Genomic DNA, 20475 nt, shown 5'->3' with positions numbered 1-20475 from the left:
CTGCGTCAGTAGAAGCCCACGGCTTCGGTGCCCCACACCGCGTTTCGGTCCCGGTCGGGATCGTCGACCACCCGGTCGTTGCTGTCGATGACCAGGGTGGTGCGGGTGTTCTCGTGATACGGCGGCCAGTGTTTGGAGCCGTCGATGGCCGCTGGCACAGCGTGTTTCGCGAAGGCCAGCCAGCGGCGCATCATGCGGCCCGAAACCTGTTCGGCCACTTTGCGTCCGCCCAGCCAGAACGACGGGTCGCGGTTGAAGGTGCCGAAATTGCCGAAGACGTACGGTAATTCGGTGGCATGTCCGGCCCCGACGCGTGCGGCGCGCAGCATCGGTGTGGCGTAGTCGAAGCGGTACATCCAGGTGGGCGAGTGTCGGGAGTGCGCGTCGGCCACCCAGTGCGCGGGCATGCGGAAGGCGGCGTCGGTGGACATGGCCAGCGCGCCGCGGATTCTGGTGAGATCCGGGTAGGCCGAGGCGATTTCGGCGACGCGCGCCGCCGAGAGGCCGGGGTGCTGATCGGCCACATTGCGCAGCATGGCGTTCACCGCGTCCGGGGTGACCGGCATGATCGGTGAACGGAACAGGCGGAACAGCGACGCCTCGTCCTTGTTGGTGCCGATGATGAGCGGCACCCGGTGCGAGCGGCCGTGTTGGAAGCGCTCGGTCGGATAGCTGGGCAGCAGGTCGCCGTCGACCACGGGGGCGGCGGCGAGGCGGCCGGGTTCCTTGGTCGGCACCTCGTCGAGCAGTGTTCCGGCGGCGGCGAGAATGCGGTCGAGCGGCATATCGAGGAGTTCGGTGGCCCGCTCCCGGGGCAGTTCGAGCAGCTCGAGGTAGCGGCGTGCCACTTCCGCCGCCCGCTCCTGTCCGAAAACGGTTGTCGCGGGCGGTGATTGGGCGATGGCGCGGTGGAAGAGCCCGGCGGCGCGGGGTGAGGTCATGAGCGCGGTGACACAGCCCGCGCCGGAGGATTCGCCGAAGAGCGTGACATTGCCCGGATCGCCCCCGAAGGCCGCGATATTGTCGCGCACCCACTCCAGGGCGGCGATCTGGTCGTGCAGGCCGGTATTGGGCGTGAAATCCGGTCCGAGCGAGGAGAGGTCGAGGAAGCCGAATACGCCGATGCGGTAGTTGACCGTCACCAGGATGACGTCGCCCGCTTCGACCAGCCGCCGCCCGTCGTAGATGACCTGGGCGGCGGTCCCCAGGCAGTACGCGCCGCCGTGGATCCACACCATGACCGGGCGCGGTTCGTCACTGGGCTGGGCGGGAGCCCACACGTTCGCCCAGAGACAGTCCTCGCCCATGCGCAGCGTGGAGTCCACCGGCACCATGACGCCGAGGGTCTGCGGCGCGATCTCCCCGAATTCCACGCAGTCGCGCACGCCCTCCCAGGGTTGCGGCGGCGTGGGCGGCCGGAAGCGATTCGGACCGGCGGGAGCCGCCGCGTAGGGCACGCTGCGCCAGACGTGTACCGAGCCTTCCCGGCGACCGCGCACCCGCCCGTAGGCTGTCACGACCTCCGGTCCGGTGTCGGGGGCGTCCACGCCCGAGGCGTCGAAGGATTCCACCGTGCTCACGCCGCACCTCCTCGTACTCCGTAAATATCGAGGGTACTGGCTGCCGCCGAACACCTACGACCACCGTGTCCGGCCAGTCGACCCCCATGCCCGCCGCGAGCGGGCGAAAGCCAGGAAAGGTGAGCCGAGCACGATGGCGATCGATCTCAGATATCAGAAGGTGAACGAGACCGCGACCACGGTGACCTACCGCTTCGGAAGTCCGCACCACATGGACCAAGAAGTGGTGATCAACAAGACCGATTCGGGCGACAGAGTGGTGAGCGGCCCGAACAACCAACTGACGGTGATCGTGGTCGGCAGGGCGCTGAGCCGGTTCGAGGAGACCGGAGCCTGGCCGGGTGGCGGCGGGTACCAGGCGTAGCGACGGCGGTGGACTGATCCTCCTCGGCGACGTCGCCTGGGGGTTCAAGGCCACGGAAGGATTCGCTGTAGTCAGGTTCGAGTGCAATGGCGACACTTCACGCAGTAGCGCGGAGGCCAGCCACGGCCGTCGAGCGCAGCGCGATCGGCTGGTGACCTGCGCTCGGTCGTCTACCCTGGGCACGTGCCGAGTTATGCGTATCGCTGCCGGGGGTGTGGCGACACCTTCGAACTGAGTCGTCCGATGGCCGAGGCGTCCGCGCCCGCGACCTGCCCGCAGGGGCATGAGGACACGGTGAAGCTGTTGACGACATTCGGGACGGTCAGCCGTGGGGGTTCGGGTGCGCCGGTGGCACCGCCCGCAGCCTCGGGCGGGGGTTGTTGCGGTGGGGGCTGCTGCGGCTGAGGCCGCGCTGTCAGTCCTCGCGCTTGTCGGAGTGGCCCAGTGATTTGTCGGGGGCCACACGGTCGCGGACGCGTTGCTTGAGGACGGCGATATCGGGAAAGCCGCCGTCGGCCTTGCGTTCCCAGATCTGCTCGCCGTCGACGATAATGCGGAAGACGCCGCCTTCGCCGGGAACGAGGGCGACCTCGGAGAGGTCGGTGGCGAAAGTGGAGAGCAATTCCTGGGCCATCCATCCGGCGCGCAGCAGCCAGCGGCATTGGGTGCAGTACTCGATCGCGACGCGGGGCATGAGCGCACCCTATCGCGGACCGCGAGGGGCGGCGCGCGGCTACAGGAAGAGCGTGAACAGGGTCAGGATGTCGCTGAGGAGCGATAGTCCCGACGAGGCTATGGACGATCCGAGACTCAAGATCTCGAGCACTTGCATGTCCAGCTCCTTCGATCAGGGAGATCAGGGCTTCGACAGCGAACACGAGCGGTGGCAAATACCCAGCACTCACGCTCAAAGGTAACTCCGGCATGGCCGACGATTTGCCGAATCAGGGTTTTTCACAAGCCTTTTCACATTGCCAGCGGGTATTTCACATTCGCGTCCAGTGAAATCCCGGCAATTCGGTACACGCGCGGCAGACTGGACGGATGCCCGAACTCCCCGTGGCCGCCGTGGCCTGCGCCTTCGTCGCCGCGCTGCTGTTCGCCGTCTCGGCGGTCGCGCAGCAGCGGGCCGCGTCCGAGGTGGGCGAGGGCGAGGCCCTGCTGCGCACTCTGGTTCGCAAGCCACGTTGGTGGGCCGGAATCATCGGGGACGCTGGCGGTTTCGCGTTCCAGGTGGCGGCGCTCTCCCTCGGTTCGGTGCTCGTGGTGCAGCCGATTCTGGTGAGCATGCTGATCTTCGCCCTACCCCTGTCGGCGTACTTCGGCCACCGTCGAATCAGTGCCCGAACCTGGTCTGTCGCAGTGGTTCTCGCCCTGGCACTCGCCTTCTTCCTGGTGGTCGGCGACCCGACGGAGGGCACGTCGGACGCGCCGCTGCGGGAGTGGCTGGTGCCGCTCGGGGTGCTACTGCTGGTGGTGGCGTTCTGCATCGGGGCAGCTTGCACCGTGGAATCCCCCGCACTGCGGGCACTGTTACTCGGCACCGCGGGCGGCGCGCTCTTCGGCATAGCGGCCGCGTTGACCGCGCATGTCGCCGACCTGTTCGCACATGGCCTTGGTCCGGTGGTGTCCAACTGGCATCTCTACGCCCTGGCGGCCGCCGGGATCCTCGGCCTGTACCTGCAACAACGCGCCTATCAGGTCGGACCGCTCGCCGCATCGCTGCCCGCGGTGACGGTGGCGGAACCGTTGGCGGCGGCGGTACTGGGGATGGCTGTGCTGGGGGAACATCTGCGGACCGGGGCGGTCGGGACGGTGTTCGTGGTGGTGGCGGCGGTGGTGATGGGTGGGGCGGCTGTGGTGCTCTCGAAGGCTGAGGCGCAGGCCTAACCAAACCCCCACTTCCCCAACCCCCTTCCCCACCAGCCCCCCACTTGTCGGTCCCCTGCGATAGAAATCGGTGAACAGGAAGGGGGAACGATGAGTACTCGCTGGAGCACCGAACAGGTCGCCGCACTCGCCCCGGACGCCGCCTCCTTGACCGCCGCCCGCAAGCTGCGCGGCAAATGGAGTGAGACCGGTCAGTTCGACAACGCGCTGTGGGGATTGTGCGCGGGCAGCGGGAGCCGCCCGTACCAGACCGTCATCGACCTGTCCGGGCCCGCGTACAAGTGCAGCTGCCCTAGTCGGAAATTCCCGTGCAAGCATGCGCTCGGGCTGCTGCTCACCTGGGCGGAGGGTGGCGCACCCGAGACCGACGCACCGGCCGACTTCGCGGCCGAGTGGCTGGCGGGCCGGGCGGCGCGGGCCGCGAAACAGGCTGCGCCCGAAGCGAAGTCACCGCGCACCGGCAATCCGGCCACGGCCGACCAGCGCCACGCCCGCGTCACCGCCGGACTGGCCGACCTCGATATGTGGCTGGCCGACCAGATTCGCACCGGCCTCGCCTCGGCGGACCGCTCGCACACCGCCTTCGAATCGGTGGCCGCGCGCATGGTCGATGCCCAGGCACCGGGTGTGGCACTCGCGCTGCGACAGCTCCCCCGCACGGCGGCCCGCGCCGATTGGCCACACCGCCTGCTGCGTGAATACGGCCGTCTGCACCTGCTCGTCACCGCCCATCAGCGGCTCGACGAGATCGCCCCGGCCCTGCGGTCGAGCATCCGCACCCATATCGGTTATCCCACGACCGCCGACGCGGTGCGCGCCGAACCCGCCGTGCGTGACCACTGGATGGTGTTGGCCGCGCGCACCGGCGTCGACGACGGCCTCTACACGCGGCGAGTGTGGCTGCGCGGCCGTGCGACGGGACGCTGGGCGCTGCTGCTCGATCACCATTACGGCAGCCCGAGCTTCCCGCAGGACACCCCGGCCCCCGGCTTCCAAGTCGACGCGGAGCTGCACTACTACCCGGCCGCCGCCCCGCTCCGAGCCGTCTGGGGGGAGCGATACGACGCCCCCGAACCGTTCACCACCATCCCGGTTCGCGAAAACGCCGCTGCCACAAGATCATCCGAAACCGTCACTGTGACGGACCGTGCCTCCGGCCTCCACGAAGGCGGCTCGGTGCCTCGCCCACCCGAACCGAACGAGCCTCCCGCTCCGGATGACTCGCCAGTCAGTGGCGGGACCGCGCCGCACCCCGCCGAGCCGGATGGGTCCCGAGCCCCCGACGACACGACCACATCTCTCGTGACTGGGTCGGGTGGTACTGCTGTCACCGGCTCCGCGAAGGGCACTGCGGATGCGACGGGCACCATCGCCAATGCTTTGCGGGAGCATGCTCAGGCCATCGGGGCCGATCCCTTCCTGCGTTCGTGGCCGGTGCTGCTGACCGAGGTGGTGCCGGTGCGGGGCGACAGTGGTTGGCGGGTGGTCGAAACCGCCGGGGATGCCCTGCCTGTCAGCGTGGAGGACGGGGAACCATGGCGAATGCTCGGGATCTCGGGCGGCCATCCGATTACGGTGATCGGCGAGTGGACTGTCGATGGGTTGATTCCGATCTCGGTGTTCAGTGCGGGCGCGGTGGTCGATGCCGTTGCGGCGGATGGGATTCCGGGGGCGGCCGGATCGGTGAGCGCGGCCCTGATCGTGGGCGGGACTGCCGAAACCGGCTCCACCACAGAGGAACTCGTCTCCACCGCCCTGGTCGGCACCGCGCGGCGTAGCGGCGATACGGCCGCCTTGCCCGCGCCGGTCGCCGAACGGGCCGCGAAGCTCACCGGTGATGCCGCTACGGCCCTGCTCGAAACCGTGGCGCTGCACGACTGTTTCGCGCGCGGCGGCGTCCTGCCCGTCTCGGCGGAACGGGTGGAACCGGCGGCGGACGACCCTCGGCCGCTGCTCCCGCCCGCCGCCGCGGCCCGCCTCGGCACACTGCTCACCGATACCTCCTCCTTCCTGGAGGAGTGGTTCGCCATGGCCGAGCCGCACGACTACCGCGCGCCCGACGCCCTGTGCAGCCGATTGCTGGAGCGCGCCAAATCCGTTGCGGCCTATCGCGAACAGCTGCTACGGCTGGCGGGCAGCCGGGGACGCTGGCTGGCGGCGCAACACCCGGGATGGCGAAGTCTGGTGCGGGCCGCGGTGGACGACGACGCGGTGTGGTCGCACGGGCGCGCCCCGGAGCGGCGGGCCTGGCTGGCGCGGCTGCGGCACACCGATCCGGCCGCGGCACGCGAGGCGCTGACCGGCTCGTGGGCCAAGGAGTCCGGGCCGGGCAAGGTGGAGTTGCTGGCGGTGCTCGCCGACGGGCTGTCCGCCGCCGATGAACCCCTGCTCGAATCCGCGCTCGACGACCGGCGCGCGGATGTGCGCCGAAAGGCCGCCGATCTGCTGGCCTGCCTGCCGGATTCGGCCTTCGCGCACCGCATGGCCGACCGCGCGGCCGCCTGGGTGAGCTTCGGCGAGCGACTGTCCCAACCGCTGCTGACCACCACCGGCCCCGGCGTGCTCGACGACGCCGCCCGCCGCGACGGTGTCGGAGATTCCTTCCCCTTCACCGCCTATCGCGCCGATGGCTCACCGGATCTGGCCGCCGAATGGCTGCACCGCGTGGTGGCCGCGACACCGCTGAGCCACTGGGAGGGCATTCTCGGTGCGCCGGAGGAGGCCGTGCGCGTCCCCATGGCCGAGAGCCTGCGCGGGCCGATGCTCGCCGGATGGTCCGATGCCGCACTCGCGCAACGTAATTCGGCGTGGGCGCGGGCGCTGTTCACGGTGATCACCGGATCCCCCGGCTCCGGCGATCCGGACGGCGAGAAGCTGCGCGACCTGTTCGCCCTGCAATCGCTCGACGATCAGGTGCGCCACCTGCGCCGACTGGACAGCAGTTGGCTGGCCGAAATCGAATCGCTGTTGCGCGCGGTACCGCATCCATGGCCGTCGCGGGTGGCGGATCATGTATTGCGGCTGCTCATGGAGCGCGCCCGGCTCAGCGCGGCGCGGCCGGGTGCGCCCAGTCTGGTGCCGGGCTCCTACCGGACCCTGTTCCGGGCCGCCGCCACCCACTTTCCGGTGACGACGCTCGCCGACGTCGCCGCCGCGGCCCGCGGCTGCGGAGATCCGTACTGGGAGCAGGCCTTCGACCAGCTCGCCGGAGACCTCATGGAACGCAAGACGATGCTCGAGGAGTTGACGTGACCATTGCCCAGGAACGGGACGCGCTGCTGCGCCCGCACGCCGAACAGGCCTTCGCCGACGAATTGGCCGCGCTCGCCGCCGCCGACGACCGCCCGCGCCCGCCGTCGTGGCGGCTCTCGCCGTGGGCGGTGGTGACCTACCTGCTCGGTGGCACGCTGTCCGACGGCACGGTCATCTCGCCCAAGTACGTCGGCCCGCGCCGCCTCATGGAGGTGGCCGTCGCCACCCTCGCCACCGATCGCGCACTGCTGCTCATCGGCGTGCCCGGCACCGCCAAAACCTGGGTGTCGGAACATCTCTCGGCCGCCATCTCCGGTGCGTCCACCCTGCTGGTGCAGGGCACCTCCGGCACCGCCGAGGAGGCCATCCGCTACGGCTGGAACTACGCCCGACTGCTGGCGGAGGGTCCGAGCGAGGCCGCGCTGGTGCCTTCGCCGATCATGACCGCCATGCGCGCCGGATCCATCGCGCGACTCGAGGAGCTCACCCGCATTCCCTCCGATGTGCAGGACGCGCTCATCACCGTGCTCTCGGAGAAGACGCTGCCGGTGCCGGAGCTCGGTCTCGAGGTGCAGGCCGCCAAGGGCTTCAATGTGATCGCCACCGCCAACGACCGCGATCGCGGCGTCAACGAACTCTCCTCGGCGCTGCGGCGACGCTTCAATACCGTGGTGCTGCCGCTGCCCGCCGGTGAGGACGAGGAGGTCGCGATAGTCACCCGTCGGGTCGAACAGCTCGGCGCGGCACTGGAATTGCCCGCCGTTCCGGCCGCGGCCGAGGAGATTCGCCGCGTGGTGCGGGTCTTCCGCGAACTGCGCTCCGGGATGACGGTGGACGGCCGCACCAAACTCAAGTCGCCCTCGGGCACGCTCTCCACCGCCGAGGCCATCTCGGTCATCACCAATGGCCTGGCCTTGGCCGCGCACTTCGGCGACGGCGTGCTGCGGGCCGGGGATATCGCGGGCGCGGTGCTCGGCGCGATCGTCAAGGATCCGGTCGCCGACGCGGTGGTGTGGACCGAATACCTGGAAGCCGTTGTGCGCCAACGCGCCGAGTGGTCCGACTTCTACCGGGCCTGCCGCGAGGTGAACGGATGAGCCCTGAGCCGCAGGTCCGGGTCTTCGGAATCCGCCACCACGGGCCGGGCTCGGCCCGCTCACTGAAGCTGGCGCTGGAGCGGTTCACGCCGGACGCGATCCTCATCGAGGGCCCCGCCGACGCCGATCCGCTGACCGGCTATGTCGCGGCGGACGATATGGAGCCGCCGGTGGCGCTGCTCGCCTATCAGCCGGAGCAGCCGTCCAAGGCCGCCTTCTGGCCGTACGCCGGATTCTCGCCGGAGTGGCAGGCGCTGCGCTATGCCGCCAAACACGCGGTGCGCGTGGGCTTCTGCGATCTCCCGGCGGCGGTCGCGCTCGCCATCGAGGAGGAGCCGGGCGACCGCACCGATCCGCTGGCGCTGCTCGCCGAGGCCGGTGGCTACGACGATGCCGAACGCTGGTGGGACGCCATTGTCGAATCCAGCGCCGACGCCGATATCTTCGACGCGGTCCTCGAAGCCATGACGGCGTTGCGCGAATCGGCTGACCTCACCATCGACGATCACACCCTGCGCCGCGAGGCGTACATGCGGCAGGTGATGCGAAAAGCCTTGAAGGACGGTGCGCGACGGCTCGCGGTGGTGTGCGGTGCGTGGCACGCGCCCGCCCTCGGCGGCACACTCGGCCCGGCCGTCGCCGACGCCCGCCTGCTCAAGGGCCTGCCGAAGGCCAAGACCACGCTCACCTGGGTACCGTGGACGCATTCGCGCCTGGCGAGCGGCTCCGGCTACGGCGCCGGAATCACCTCGCCGGGCTGGTACCAGCACCTGTTCACCGAAACCGATCAGCCGATCGTGCGGTGGCTGACCCGGGTGGCGGCCACGCTGCGGGCGCACGATCTGCCGGTGTCGAGTGCGCACATCATCGAAGCGGTCCGACTCGCCGACACCCTCGCCACGCTGCGCGGACGGCCGCTGGCCGGGCTCTCCGAGGTCACCGAGGCGACACGTTCGGTGCTGTGCGACGGCGACGAGACCATGCTGGATCTGGTGACCAGGGAACTGGTGATCGGCGAGGCGCTGGGTTCGGTACCGGACGGCACACCGACGGTGCCGCTGGAAGCCGATCTGCGCGCGCAGGTCAGAACGCTGCGTTTGAAGCTCGAGGCACTGCAACGCACCCTCGACCTGGATCTGCGCACCGAGCGCGATATGGCCAAATCCCGTCTGCTGCACCGGTTGTCGCTGCTGGGCATCGACTGGGGGCGGCGCACCGCCAGCGAGACCCGCAGCACCGGCACCTTCCGCGAGACCTGGACCTTGCAGTGGCAGCCCGAACTGGCCGTCGCGATCGTCGAAGCCTCGCGCTGGGGCACCACCCTGCGCACCGCCGCCGAGGCGAAGATCCTGGACCGGGCCGCGCGACCCGATGCCAGCGTGCAAGCGGTGGCCGCCGCCCTCGACTCGGCTCTGCTGGCGGATCTGCGCGACGCCATCGACGGGCTCATCCTGCGGCTGGAAACCGTAGCGGCCCTGGACCACGACGTCACCCATCTGCTGGCGGCGCTGCCCGAACTGTTGCGCACCCTGCGCTACGGCGATGTGCGCGGCACCGATACGGCGGCGCTGACCCGGGTCACCGACGGGCTGCTGGTGCGGGTGTGCGCCGGACTGCCCGGCGCGGTCACCGGCCTGGACACCGACGCCGCCGCCGAACTGCGCACCCACCTCGACACCGTGCACCTGGCGCTGTCGGCCCGAAACGACGCCTGGGCCACCGAATCCTGGCTCACCACGCTGCGCGCGCTGGCCGACCGCGACGATATCCACGGCGGGCTGGTGGGCCGCGCGGTGCGGCTGCTGTGCGATGCGGAGATCATCGACGCCGAGGAGTCGGCCCGCCGACTATCCGCCGCGCTGTCGGTGGGGCGCACCGCCGCCGACAAGGCCGCGTGGATCGACGGGTTCCTCGGCGGGCGTGGGCTGCTGCTGGTGCACGACCGAAACCTGTTGGGGCTCATCGACTCCTGGCTGTGTGGCCTGGAGGAAGCCGATTTCGTCGCCGTCCTCCCGCTGCTGCGCCGCACCTTCGGCGATTTCGACACCGGTGTGCGCCAATCCATCGGCCACGCGGTCCGCCATGGCGCGCCGCGGGCGGGGATCAGCTCGGCGACCGCGTACGACACCGAACGCGGCACGCTCGCACTGCGGGCGGCCGCCGAGATCCTGGGGGTAGGACTGTGACCGAGATCGACGAAACCCAGTCGCGCCGTTGGCGATTGGTGCTGGGCACACCGGCCGAGGACGGTCTCGGCGGGCTCGGTTCGGCCGAGGACACCGCCATGGACCGGGCACTGTCGGCGCTCTACGACTCCGACGGGCAGGGCGGGCAGAGTGGGCGGCGCGGCGCGGGATTGGGCGGTTCGGCCCCGAATGTGGCGCGCTGGCTGGGCGATATCCGCTCGTACTTCCCGTCCACGGTGGTGGAGGTCATGCAGCGGGATGCGGTGCAGCGGTTGAATCTCACCGAACTGCTGCTCGAACCGGAACTGCTCGAGGCGGTGGAACCCGATGTGCACTTGGTCGGCACGCTGCTCAGCCTCAACAAGGTGATGCCCGAGACCACCAAGGCCACCGCGCGCACCGTGGTGGAGAAGGTGGTGCGCGAAGTCGAGAAACGCATTGCGGCACAGACGATCGCGGCAGTCGGTGGCGCGCTCAACCGCGCGGCGCGGGTATCGCGGCCGAAGCTGCGAGATATCGACTGGGACCGCACCATTCGCCGCAATCTCGCCCACTATCTGCCCGAGTACCGGACGGTGGTGCCGGAGCGGCTGGTCGGCTACGGCCGCAAGGCCCAAGCGGTGAAACGCGATGTGGTGCTGGCCATCGACCAGTCCGGCTCGATGGCGTCGAGCGTGGTGTACGCCTCGGTCTTCGGCGCGGTGCTGGCGTCCATGCGGTCGTTGCGGACCTCGCTGGTCGTCTTCGACACGGCCGTCGTGGATCTCACCGACAAGCTCGCCGATCCGGTGGAGGTGCTGTTCGGCACGCAGCTCGGCGGCGGCACCGATATCAATCGCGCCATCGCCTACTCGCAGTCGCTCATCACCCGCCCCACCGATTCGCTGTTCGTCCTCATCTCCGATCTGTACGAGGGCGGCGTCCGCGCCGAGATGCTGCGCCGCATCCGCGCCATGACCGAATCGGGCGTACAGGTGGTGGTGCTGCTCGCCCTCTCCGACGACGGCGCGCCCTCCTACGACCACGAGAACGCCGCCGCCCTGGCCGCCCTCGGCGTGCCCGCCTTCGCCTGCACCCCGGACCGCTTCCCGGAGCTGCTAGCCGTCGCCCTGGACCGCGGCGACATCGGGAAGTGGGCGAACGCGAACGCGGGCAGAGCCTGACGGCTACCGCCGCCGTTCGGTCCGGCGTCCGGTCCGGAGTGGTGAAAATACCAGGTCAGACCCACTATTGGACGCGGAGGCGGATTCTGGAGGGGTAAACGCTGCTAGGCTGCCAGGCGATTCGACTCGTGGAAACGGGGGCTCTCGGTTTGCTGAACTCTGGTGAGGAATTCGCCGGTTACGTCGTCGAGCGCGAGCTGGGCCGCGGTGGTATGGGGTCGGTGTACCTGGCCAAACATCCCCGCCTGCCGCGCCGGACCGCGCTGAAATTGCTGAATCAGGAGATGTTCACCGACGACGAGATTCGGGCCCGGTTCATTCGCGAAGCGGACCTGGTCTCCCAGCTCGACCACCCGAATATCGTGACGGTGTACGACCGGGGCGCGGTGGGCGATCAGCTGTGGATCTCCATGCAGTACATCGACGGCGTGAACGCCGCGGAACTCGATCCTGGCAGGTTGCCGCCGCTGCGGGCGGTGCAGGTCATCACCGAAACCGCCAAGGCCCTGGACTACGCGCACGGCATCGGCGTGCTGCACCGCGATGTGAAGCCCGCCAATATCCTGCTCGCCCGCTCGGGTCGCGCGGGTGCGGGCGGAGAACGGGTGTACCTCACCGATTTCGGCATCGCCCGGCTGCGCGACGACACCGGCCACCTCACCCAGACCGGCACCGTCACCGCCACCCTGGCCTACGCCTCCCCCGAACAGCTCACCGGCGCGACCCTGGACGGCCGCTCCGACCAGTACTCCCTGGCCTGCACGCTGTTCCAATTGCTCACCGGCAGTGTGCCGTTCGAGGGCACCAGCCCGGCGGCGGTGATTCGCGGACACCTACAGGACCGCCCGCGCATGCCCAGCACGCTGCGCGGCGATCTGCCGCGCGCCGTCGACGGCGTGCTGGCGCGGGCACTGGCCAAGCGCCCGCAGGATCGCTACCGCTCCTGCGTCGAATTCGCCGCGGCCGCCGAGCGCGCCTTCACCATCTCCCGCACCGCGCCGCCGCAGCCGGTGGTGCCGCCGCGTCCGCCGACCCCGGCCCGGCCGCAGCCGATCGTGGGGCAGCCCTCGCACGGCCCGTCCGCGCCCCGCCCGCTGCCGAACCAGCCGGTGAATCCTCAGGCGTCACACCCGAATCAGCCGGGTCCCGCGAATCCGCAAGCCTCGCACCCGAACCAGCCGCAGCCGCTGAGCCAGCCCGGGCCGGGGAACCCGCGCGCGGCGCAGTTCAGCCAGCCGCCGGGGCAGTCCTCGTCACCGCATGTGAGCACTCCGGCGCAGTTCAGCCAGCCGTCGGGGCAGTCCTCGTCACCGCATGTGAGCACTCCGGCGCAGTTCAGCCAGCCGTCGGGCCACGTGAACCAGCCTTCGGGGCAGCTCTCGCACCCACACGCGCCCGCCCAGCCCAGCTACCCGCAGCCCTACCAGTCACCGACATACCATCCGCCGCAAAGCGGTTCGAGCTCCAGCTCGACCATGTGGATCATTCTCGCGATCATCGCGGTGTCCATCGTGGCGGTCATCGCGGTCGTCGTCATCGTCGCCGCCCTCTGATCCGGCACGGCCCTCTGATCCAATACGGCCCAAACGACCGTCGCCCCTCGCGAATTCACGCGAGGGGCGACGTTTCGTCCAGGGCCGCTACCGATTACAGATCGGCGATGGCCGCCAACGGCGGCGTCCGGGCCGCCCGCACCGCGGGCCACAGCGCCGCCAGTACGCCGACCACACCGGAGGCGACCAGCATGAGCAGGATCTGCCCCCACGGCACCGCGATCTGCTCGAGTCCCAGATCCTGCAGGGTGCGCAGGAATCCGACGCCGAGGCCGAGCCCGAGCAGCACGCCGACCACCGCGCCGAATATGGCGATCAGCATGGATTCCAGGTAGATGCTGCGCCGCACCTGCGGTCGCTGCATACCGACCGCGCGCAGCATGCCGATCTCGCGTCGCCGCTCCACCACCGACAGCGCCAGGGTGTTCACGATGCCGAGGATGGCGATCACCACCGCCAGCGCCAACAGCCCGTACAGGATCGCCAGCATGGTGTTGATCTGCTGGCCCTGCGCGCCCTTGAAATCCTCGCGATCCTGCACCTGCACGATGACGAACGGCTCCACGGCCTTCTCGAGGTTCGTGCGCATCGCTGCCAAGTCGGTCCCCGGCTGCGCGGTGATCATGACCAGGAAGTCGTTGCGGAAGTTCACCGGCATGACGCGGTCGTACAGCGACACCGAGGTCACCAGCGGACCCAGCAGCTGGGTGTCCTTGTAGATCCCGGTCACGGTGACGGGGTACTTCTGCAACTTGTCCAGACTGGTCAGCTCGACCTGCTGGCCGACGTGCCAACCGTATTCGGCCGCAGTGGTTTCGGAGGCCAGGATGTCGTTGTCGCCGAGGGTGGCGGTGCCCTCGCGCAGCTCGTAGCTGAGCATCTTCTCCCACGGCCCGTCGGGCACGGTACCCGCCACCTGGTCGTTGCCGACCTTCACGCCCATGAGGTGCATGGACACCACATCCTGCACGCCCGGCACCTGTTTCACGGCCGGAGCCGCGTCCAGCGGTACGCCGATGAAGCTGTTGGTGGGGCCCGCCAGCATGTAGTCGGCCCGCACCCCCTTGTCCACCAGATCGCCGATACTGGCCTTGGCCGAGGCCCCGAGCATGCCGATGGCCGAGACCAGCATGAGTCCGAGGGTGAGCGCGAAGGCGGTGGCCGCGGTTCGGCGCGGATTGCGAATCGCGTTGTTGCGCGCCATCCGTCCGACCGGGCCGAACGGCCGAGCCAGCACACCGAGCCCGGAGAGCACCGGTCGCGACAGCGCCGGGGAGGCGAGCAGTACCGCGAAAATAAGTGCGAGAGCGCCGATTCCCACCGTGGCCGCGGCATTGCCGCCGGTGCCCTGGGCACCCAGCACCACCAGCGCCACACCCACCACCGCGAGCAGCGCACCGGCAATGGTGCGCAGCCGCAAGGATTCTCCCGCCGAGGCGAACTCCTCGCGCATGGCCTCGACCGGCGGCACCTTGGCGGCGCGGCGCGCGGGCGCGTAGGCGCTGACCACCGTCACCACCACGCCCACGATCATGCCGACCACGATGGTGCGCGGCAGCACCGCCATGGAGCCGGTGGGCAGGCCCAGGTCGAAGGCGTTGAGCAGCTGCGCCAGACCGAACGCCAGGCCGATACCGGCCGCGAGACCCAGTGCGCTGCCGACCAATCCGACAATGAGCGCCTCGCCCACCACCGACCGGCCCACCTGCCCGCTGCTCGCGCCGACCGCGCGCAGCAGCGCCAGCTCCCGAAGCCGCTGGGCCACCAGCATGGAGAAGGTGTTGTAGATGATGAAGGTGCCGACAATGAGCGCGATGGCGCCGAAGGCGAGCAGGAAGTAGTTGATGAACTTGAGCGCGTCGCCGAGCTCCTGCTTCATCTCCTCGCGTACCTGGTCGCCGTTCTGCACCTTGTAGCCGGGTAGCGCCTTGGCGATCTCGTCGCGCAGCTGATCGACCTCGACGCCCGGCTGCGCGGCGATATCGGCATAGGCGACGTGCTTGCCGTCGGTGAACAGCTGCCGTGCCTGGGTGTCGTCGAACAGCACCCCGATGAGGCCGCCGGTGGAGCCCGCGCCGCTGGCGAATTCGTAGATGCCCGAGAGGGTTACGTCGACTTTGCCCTTGGACGGGATCAGCACCTGTGTCTTATCACCGACCTTCAGCCCGGCCTTGTCCGCGCCGCTCACATTGAGCGCGATCTCACCCGACTTGGTGGGCGGCGTACCCGCCACGAACACATCGGGTTCGGCGACAGCCTTCTCCGGCGGCAGATACGACTGCCCGATACTGGGCGCGCCCCCGGTCTGCACGGCGTGCCCGTCCTGCAGCAGCACCACCGAACCGTTCACGCTCGGCGCGACGGTGCGCACGCCCGCCATACCGGCGAGCTGGTCGACCACGGTGTTCGGCACACCCAGCGACTGCCGGTTCTCGGTGCCCACCCGCACGTCCACGCCGCGGGCCTGATTGGCGAAGATGCCGTCGAAGGTGCGCTGCAGGGTATCGGTGAACACGAACGAGCCCGCGATGAACGCGGTGCCGAGCACCACCGACAGCACGGTGAGCAGCAGGCGCACCTTGTGCGCGGCGAGATTGCGCAAGGCGACCTTGCGCATCGGACTTCCGGACATCAGAGCGTCTCCAGCGACTTGATCTTGTCGAGCACGGAATCCGCCGTGGGAGCGCGCAATTCGTCGACGATATGGCCGTCGGCGAGGAATACCACGCGATCGGCGTAGGAGGCGGTGCGCGGATCGTGGGTGACGATCACGACCGTCTGGTCGAACTCGTCCACCGCGGCGCGCAGAATCGCCAGCACCTCACCGGAGGAGTGTGAATCCAGATTGCCCGTGGGCTCGTCGCCGAAGATGATGTCGGGCTTGCCCGCCAGCGCGCGGGCACACGCCACGCGCTGCTGCTGGCCGCCGGAGAGCTCCGAGGGCCGGTGGGTGAGGCGGTCGGCGAGGCCGAGGCGCTTGATCACCGTCGCCAGCCACTCCTCGTCGGCCTTGCGCCCCGCGATATCGAGCGGCAGCGTGATGTTCTCCAGGGCCGTCAGCGTCGGCACCAGATTGAACGCCTGGAAGACGAAACCGATACGGTCGCGCCGCAGTTGCGTCATCTGCTTGTCGGACAGCCGGGTCAGGTCGGTGTCGCCGATCCGGACGGTGCCCGAGGTCGCGGAATCGAGACCCGCCAGGCAGTGCATGAGTGTGGACTTGCCGGATCCCGAAGGACCCATGATCGCCGTGAACTCCCCCTTGGCGAACTCGGCCGACACCCCGTCCAGGGCCTTGACCTGCGTATCGCCCGAACCGTAAATCTTCACCAGGTCGGTCGCGCGGGCGGCGGCCGGGGCGGGAGCCTGCTTGCCGAGGGCGACGGAGGCCGAGGTGTCTGAAGTCATGGTGTCCAGTGTGTCTAGGTTCGTGACCGGACGCCATCGGGGATCACCCGGAACCCCCACCCCTCAGAAATCCCACAGGGATGACGCGGCGGCGCGCCGCGTCATCCCCGGGTCCCAGTGCTCAGGTCAGCGGGGCCGACCGCCACCAGCGCAGGATCTCGTCGAGCGTGCCGACGATGCCGTCGGTGTACATGAGGTACTGCGTGCGGTTGTCGTCACCGGTGAAGACGGTGACCATGCGCGGGCGGTCGCCATCGCTGAACTGGTAGTTGGTGTAGGTCTTGCCGCCATTGGTGTCGGAGGTCTGCTTCTCGGCATTGAGGCCGTTCACGACCTGCTGCACCTCGGCCGCCGAGGAGTAGGCGTAGAGGCGGTAGAACGGGTCGTTGTTGTCGCCGCCGCCGAAGCAGCGCCACTGCACCGCCCAGCTGCGGAAATCGGGTTCGCCGTCGGTCTTGTCGGGCGGGCTGGCCGGATCGGCCAGATAGCAGCTGGCCCCGTTGTAACCCACATCCCCGGAACTGCTGGCGGGCACCATATTCGGGAATTCCGTGCTGAGCGCGGCGGCGTCGACCGGCTTGTCGGCGACGGTGGTGGTCGTGGTGGTGGTCGTGCCGCCGCCCTGGGTGGTGCCGCTGTCGCTCATCGCGACGATCACCACCACGGCGACGATGAGCAGCAGCACCACGCCCACCACGGCCCCGATGATCAGGCCGGTGTTGGACTTGCCCTGCTGCCCCGGCGGGCGCGCGCCGTGCGGACCCGTCGTATGGCCGCTGAAGGGCTGGCCGCTGAAGTTCTGCTGGGTGTACTGGTTCGTCCCGGCCTGGGTGTACTGATTGGTTCCCGGCTGCGTGTAGGTCGGGCCGGGGGCCGTGTACTGGTTCGTCTGGCGCTGCTGCGTGTAGCCCGGAATGGGCTGGGGCGGCGGGGTGAGGGTGCGCGAGGCGGTGTTGGTCGGATACGGCATGGGCGCGCCCGTCGCGGTCTGCGGCCGCTGATTGAGCTGGGTGGGCGGCGCGGTGTGCGGATTCACCAGCGGGATGCCGGGTGCGCTGGGCGAGGTCAGGGCGCGGCGCGCGGCGGCGGCGAAATCGGCGCAGGTGTCGAAGCGGTCCTCGGGACGCTTGGCCATGGCCTTGGCCAGCACCATGTCCAGGGCGGGCGGCAGTCCGGGGCGGGCGCTGCTCAGCGGCGGCGGCGGATTCTGCAGGTGGCCCTGGATGACGGCGGCCGGATTGGTGGCGGCGAACGGGCCGGTGCCGGTGAGCAGCCAGAACAGGGTGCAGGCCAGGGAGTACTGGTCGGAGCGGCCGTCCAGGGCGGAACCGGTCAGTTGTTCCGGCGAGGCGTAGGCCAGGGTCGCGGTGAAGGTTCCGGTCTGGGTGAGGTGGCCGCTGTCGTCGCGCAGCCGGGCGATGCCGAAGTCGGTGAGGTAGACCCGCTCGCCCTTGCCGCCGGTGGCGCGGCCGAGCAGGATGTTCGCCGGTTTCACATCGCGGTGCAGCACCTCGTTGCGGTGCGCGTAGTCCAGGGCGTCGCCGGTCTCGGCGATGATCTGCACCGCGCGCTCGGGCGGCAAGGTCGCGGCGTCGACGCTGGCGGCGTCCACACCGTCGATGTACTGCATGGAGATCCACATCTGGCCGTCTTCGAGCCCGCGGTCGTAGACGGTGACGATATTGGGGTGGTCGAGCTGGGCGACCAAGTCGGCCTCGCGTTCGAAGCGGGCGCGAATCTCCTTGTCGAACACCATTTCCCGGTTCAACAGCTTGAGCGCCGTCATTCTGGGCAGGCGTGGATGTTTGGCCAGATACACCGAGCCCATGCCCCCGCGGCCCAGCTGGCGTTCGATGACATACCCGGCGAAAACGTCACCGTTGGACAGCATGACTAGCTCCCACTTCCCACGTCGCACACCGGGACCCACCACTACGCGACGTACCGCGAACGATCGGCATGATCGTGCCTGGGCCGATCCAGAAATCACCGAAACTGTATCCGATTCGGCTTGCCCAGGTATTCGAAGGTCTAGGGATGTATCTTCCGTCGGCCCGCTTACGCAACAGTTATGGATTGCTTGTGAACACGTGTCGGTGGCTGTCGATACGCTGTGCCTCATGCGTCTAGGAGCACATGTGCGGATGGACAGCGATCCGATCGGCTGGGGCGAGAAGCTCGGGGCCGACGTCATTCAGATGTTCGTGGTCGACCCGCAGAGCTGGGAGAAGCCGAAACCGCACCCGCTGACCGAGCAGATCAAGGCCAGCCCCATCGACGTGGTGGTGCACTCCTCCTACCAGATCAATGTGGCCAGCCTGAACAATCGGCTACGCATGCCCTCGCGCAACGCGGTGGCGTTGCAGGCCAAGGCGGCGGCCGAACTCGGCGCGTTCGGGCTGGTGGTGCACGGCGGGCACGTGCGCTCGGATGCGGAAATGACCGAGGGAATCAGCAACTGGCGCAAGCTGTTCCAGCGCCAAGAGGACAAGGGCGGCTTCGACGTGCCCATCCTCATCGAGAACACCGCGGGCGGAAATCACGCCATGGCACGGTATTTCGACGATATCGGGCGGCTGTGGGAGGCCGTCGGCGATTTCGGCGCGGGGTTCTGCCTGGACACCTGTCACGCCTGGGCGGGCGGCGAGGAGCTGCTCGGCATCGTGGACCGGATCAAGGCCATTACCGGCCGTATCGACCTGGTCCACCTGAACTCCTCGCGCGACGCCTTCGACTCCGGCGCGGACCGGCACGCGAACCTGGCCGACGGCACCATCGACCCGCAGTTGCTGGTGGAGGTGTGCAAGGCCGTGGACGCCCCGATCGTGTTGGAGACCCCGGGCGATGGGGTGGCCGACGATTTGGCGTTCCTGCGCGAACAAGTGGGCTGAGGGCTGGCGGCTTTCGATCCGGCTGACCGTAAATCTGTTCGGTGGGCGGCGGCGGTGGTGTGCTCGAAGCACCTCACAGTTCGAGCGAAAGGCACCGCATGTCCGTCGATTACGCCACGGAGACCGCCACCGTCGTCAAACTCGGCAGCCGGATCGGCGCGCGGGTGGACGGTGTCCGATTGGGCGGTGAGCTGGACGCCGACACCGTCGCGCTCATTCAGAACGCCCTGCACGAGCACAAGGTCATCTTCTTCCGCGGGCAGGATCACCTGACCGAGGACGGCCAGTACGAGTTCGCGGAGCTGCTCGGCGCGCCCACCACCCCGCATCCGACCGTCACGTCCAAGGGCGTGAAATCGCTGCCCATCGATTCGGAGTACGGCCGCGCCAACAGCTGGCACACCGATGTCACCTTCGTGGACCGCATCCCGAAGGCCTCCATCCTGCGCGCGGTCCACTTGCCCACCTACGGCGGCTCCACCACCTGGGCCTCCACCGTGGCCGCCTACGAATCGCTGCCCGCGCCGCTGAAGGTGCTGGTGGAGAATCTGCGCGCCCGGCACACCAACACCTACGACTACGCCGCGGACCGCACCGACACCCACGCCCCGAACGAGCAGGGCCGCGCCTACCGCGAAGAATTCGAATCCACCTACTACGAGACCGAGCACCCGGTCGTGCGTGTGCACCCCGTGACCGGCGAACGCGCCCTGCTGCTCGGCCATTTCGTGAAGAACTTCGTCGGTCTCACCGCCGCCGAATCGCAGACCCTGTTCCAGCTGCTGCAATACCGGGTCACCAAGCTGGAGAACACCATTCGCTGGAACTGGCAGCTCGGCGATGTCGCTATCTGGGACAACCGCGCCACCCAGCACTACGCCATCGACGACTACGACGGCCAGCCGCGGCGGCTCACCCGCATCACCCTCGCCGGTGATATCCCGGTCGGCGTCGACGGTCAGTCCAGCACCATTATCAGCGGCAATGCCGAGCACTACTCGATTGTCGAAGAGGTCGCCCAGCGCGCCGCCTGATCCCCGAGCCGGGCGTGCCGCCACCGCGCCCGGCTCGGCCCTGTCCGGTCCCGTCGC

At 69.1% G+C, this 20475-nt stretch carries 15 protein-coding genes; 10 read left to right on the top strand and 5 right to left on the bottom strand.

Going from position 1 to position 20475, the window contains the following annotated elements; translation table 11 throughout:
* Positions 1 to 5: 5 nt before the first annotated feature.
* Positions 6 to 1547, bottom strand: coding sequence for a carboxylesterase/lipase family protein (locus ACIBH2_RS17645; protein WP_397120823.1), 1542 nt, complete (start codon positions 1545 to 1547; stop codon positions 6 to 8).
* A gap of 166 nt (positions 1548 to 1713) precedes the next feature.
* On the opposite strand from ACIBH2_RS17645, the gene ACIBH2_RS17640 reads away from it, so the two are divergent.
* Together ACIBH2_RS17640 and ACIBH2_RS17635 are read left to right on the top strand one after the other, a co-directional pair.
* Positions 1714 to 1944, top strand: a complete 231-nt coding sequence (locus tag ACIBH2_RS17640; protein ID WP_397118597.1) for a hypothetical protein — start codon at positions 1714 to 1716, stop codon at positions 1942 to 1944.
* Between the two features lie 183 nt (positions 1945 to 2127).
* Positions 2128 to 2349, top strand: coding sequence for a zinc ribbon domain-containing protein (locus ACIBH2_RS17635; RefSeq protein ID WP_397118595.1), 222 nt, complete (start codon positions 2128 to 2130; stop codon positions 2347 to 2349).
* Between the two features lie 10 nt (positions 2350 to 2359).
* Here the strand turns inward: ACIBH2_RS17635 and ACIBH2_RS17630 are convergent, their stop codons facing one another.
* Complete coding sequence (locus tag ACIBH2_RS17630) at positions 2360 to 2638, bottom strand: SelT/SelW/SelH family protein (protein WP_397118593.1); 279 nt, start codon at positions 2636 to 2638, stop codon at positions 2360 to 2362.
* Between the two features lie 350 nt (positions 2639 to 2988).
* On the opposite strand from ACIBH2_RS17630, the gene ACIBH2_RS17625 reads away from it, so the two are divergent.
* The 6 genes from ACIBH2_RS17625 (at position 2989) to ACIBH2_RS17600 (ending at position 13085) form a co-directional block, all read left to right on the top strand.
* Positions 2989 to 3834 carry a DMT family transporter gene (locus ACIBH2_RS17625; RefSeq protein WP_397118591.1) on the top strand — a complete coding sequence of 282 codons (846 nt, stop codon included), beginning with the start codon at positions 2989 to 2991 and terminating at the stop codon, positions 3832 to 3834.
* A 90-nt stretch (positions 3835 to 3924) separates the two neighbouring features.
* Positions 3925 to 7086: a DUF5691 domain-containing protein gene (locus tag ACIBH2_RS17620; RefSeq protein ID WP_397118589.1), complete on the top strand. Its 3162-nt coding sequence runs from the start codon at positions 3925 to 3927 to the stop codon at positions 7084 to 7086.
* Positions 7083 to 8183: an AAA family ATPase gene (locus ACIBH2_RS17615; RefSeq protein ID WP_397118587.1), complete on the top strand. Its 1101-nt coding sequence runs from the start codon at positions 7083 to 7085 to the stop codon at positions 8181 to 8183. The genes ACIBH2_RS17620 and ACIBH2_RS17615 overlap by 4 nt, the downstream gene beginning before the upstream one ends.
* Complete coding sequence (locus ACIBH2_RS17610; RefSeq protein WP_397118585.1) at positions 8180 to 10369, top strand: DUF5682 family protein; 2190 nt, start codon at positions 8180 to 8182, stop codon at positions 10367 to 10369. Before ACIBH2_RS17615 ends, ACIBH2_RS17610 begins: the two co-directional genes overlap by 4 nt.
* Entirely contained in the window at positions 10366 to 11532 is a 1167-nt protein-coding gene (locus tag ACIBH2_RS17605; protein WP_397118583.1) for a VWA domain-containing protein, read from the top strand. The genes ACIBH2_RS17610 and ACIBH2_RS17605 overlap by 4 nt, the downstream gene beginning before the upstream one ends.
* Positions 11533 to 11681: 149 nt before the next feature.
* Complete coding sequence (locus ACIBH2_RS17600) at positions 11682 to 13085, top strand: protein kinase (protein WP_397118581.1); 1404 nt, start codon at positions 11682 to 11684, stop codon at positions 13083 to 13085.
* Between the two features lie 94 nt (positions 13086 to 13179).
* Here the strand turns inward: ACIBH2_RS17600 and ACIBH2_RS17595 are convergent, their stop codons facing one another.
* The 3 genes from ACIBH2_RS17595 to ACIBH2_RS17585 all read right to left on the bottom strand — a co-directional run bounded on the left by ACIBH2_RS17595 (position 13180) and on the right by ACIBH2_RS17585 (position 18384).
* A complete protein-coding gene (locus tag ACIBH2_RS17595; protein ID WP_397118579.1) occupies positions 13180 to 15717 on the bottom strand; it encodes an ABC transporter permease in 2538 nt (845 codons plus the stop codon).
* The gene (locus ACIBH2_RS17590) at positions 15717 to 16493 is read right to left on the bottom strand and encodes an ABC transporter ATP-binding protein (RefSeq protein WP_397118577.1); all 777 of its coding nucleotides are present in this window, start codon (positions 16491 to 16493) and stop codon (positions 15717 to 15719) included. Before ACIBH2_RS17590 ends, ACIBH2_RS17595 begins: the two co-directional genes overlap by 1 nt.
* A gap of 121 nt (positions 16494 to 16614) precedes the next feature.
* Entirely contained in the window at positions 16615 to 18384 is a 1770-nt protein-coding gene (locus tag ACIBH2_RS17585) for a protein kinase (protein WP_397118575.1), read from the bottom strand.
* Between the two features lie 229 nt (positions 18385 to 18613).
* Here ACIBH2_RS17585 and ACIBH2_RS17580 point away from each other — a divergent pair, with 229 nt between their 5' ends.
* Both ACIBH2_RS17580 and ACIBH2_RS17575 read left to right on the top strand, forming a co-directional pair.
* On the top strand, positions 18614 to 19384 hold the full coding sequence (locus ACIBH2_RS17580; protein ID WP_397118573.1) for a deoxyribonuclease IV: 771 nt from the start codon (positions 18614 to 18616) through the stop codon (positions 19382 to 19384).
* 98 nt (positions 19385 to 19482) lie between these two features.
* Positions 19483 to 20418: a TauD/TfdA dioxygenase family protein gene (locus ACIBH2_RS17575; RefSeq protein WP_397118571.1), complete on the top strand. Its 936-nt coding sequence runs from the start codon at positions 19483 to 19485 to the stop codon at positions 20416 to 20418.
* Positions 20419 to 20475 lie beyond the last annotated feature (57 nt).

It is taken from the genome of Nocardia sp. NPDC050406 (genome assembly GCF_044459025.1).
Classification (GTDB): Bacteria; Actinomycetota; Actinomycetes; order Mycobacteriales; family Mycobacteriaceae; genus Nocardia.
Note: the sequence above shows the minus strand (reverse complement) of the source record. Positions and strands in the feature narration are given on the sequence as shown.